The sequence below is a fragment of the Bacillus sp. mrc49 genome, from assembly GCF_002803435.1.
In genome coordinates this window covers 1-1,206 of sequence record NZ_PHNG01000507.1, presented here as the reverse complement: position 1 = coordinate 1,206, position 1,206 = coordinate 1, and the positions used below count along the sequence as shown (strand labels likewise).

The window sequence follows — 1,206 nt, the reverse complement described above, 5'->3', positions numbered from 1 at the left end:
ATCGCCTTCACGGCGCTTGTCCATTGGATAGAAGCAAACATGTTTCGCCTTTGGCAGGATGGGATACAGTCTGGAACGTACATGAGGGTTCTGATAAGGGTCCTCACCATCTCCTCCTGCAAGGTAATTGCTTAGCTCCACCACTGAAACGTATGAATAAGCCGGAATGGAATATTCGGCAAGCTTCGTTTTATTGAATTCATTTTCGATTGCATTCAATTCTTCCATTGTCGGGCGGGCAAACATAAGCATGAAGTCCGCTTTCTGGCCAACGATGGAATATAGGGCATGGCTGCCTTCGTTGTCGCTTTGGGTCATATTCCATTTATCGAGTAAACCTTGGAACTCCGAGATGGCTAGTTGGCGTTCGTCACTTGATAACGTTTTCCAAGATGCCCAATCGATCAGGCGGAAATCATGTAAACAATACCAGCCGTCCAGTGTTTGTGCTGCTTCACTCATTACGATCACTCCTAAGTCTTATTATAGCTTTAATATAACATAGTTTCAGTATAAGGAAATTTAGGTCAACCCGCAAACGCCATCACTGTTTTCGGTGCTGAGATGTGGCTGGAATTTACCGGGCCGCTGGAGTATTCTAAAAAAGGCAGGGTAGGAAAGAATGGTTAAATGATTAAACATAGTACAATCAGGGGAAACGTATCTAAAAAGGAGGAAGCGCCAGTGAGCAATTTATTTGAAATGTTGGAATCAAAAGTTATGGGTCATAATTTAAAGATCGTTTTTCCAGAAGGTTCGGATGAACGGATTTTGGGAGCCGCAGGCAGGCTTGCCAAAGCAAAACTGGTTACACCTGTATTGATCGGGGATATCGAATTGATTTCCGATAAAGCCAGGGAATTGAAAATCGCCCTTGATGCAGTCGAAATATATGATCCGAAGAATTACATCATGATGGATGAAATGGTAGAAGCGTTTGTAAAGGTCCGTGCCGGTAAAGCGACAGTCGAACAAGCACGTGAAATGTTAATGGATGAGAACTATTTCGGAACGATGCTCGTCCACATGAAATTGGCACACGGAATGGTAAGCGGTGCGGCGCATTCCACGGCCGACACGGTTCGTCCCGCATTGCAGATCATTAAAACAAAGCCAGGCGTCCAAAAGACATCGGGAGTCTTCATCATGGTCCGTGGCGAGGAAAGATATGTGTTCGCTGATTGTGCAATCAATATAAACCCCACT

General features: G+C 44.7%; 2 protein-coding genes. One reads left to right on the top strand and one right to left on the bottom strand.

Annotated elements, in window-relative coordinates; translation table 11 throughout:
* Positions 1-462: chlorite dismutase family protein (locus CVN76_RS04900; protein WP_198512485.1), on the bottom strand; the 462-nt coding region annotated here is incomplete at its 3' end.
* A 222-nt stretch (positions 463-684) separates the two neighbouring features.
* On the opposite strand from CVN76_RS04900, the gene CVN76_RS04895 reads away from it, so the two are divergent.
* The coding region (locus CVN76_RS04895) for a phosphate acyltransferase (protein WP_269800015.1) at positions 685-1,206 on the top strand (522 nt) is incomplete at its 3' end.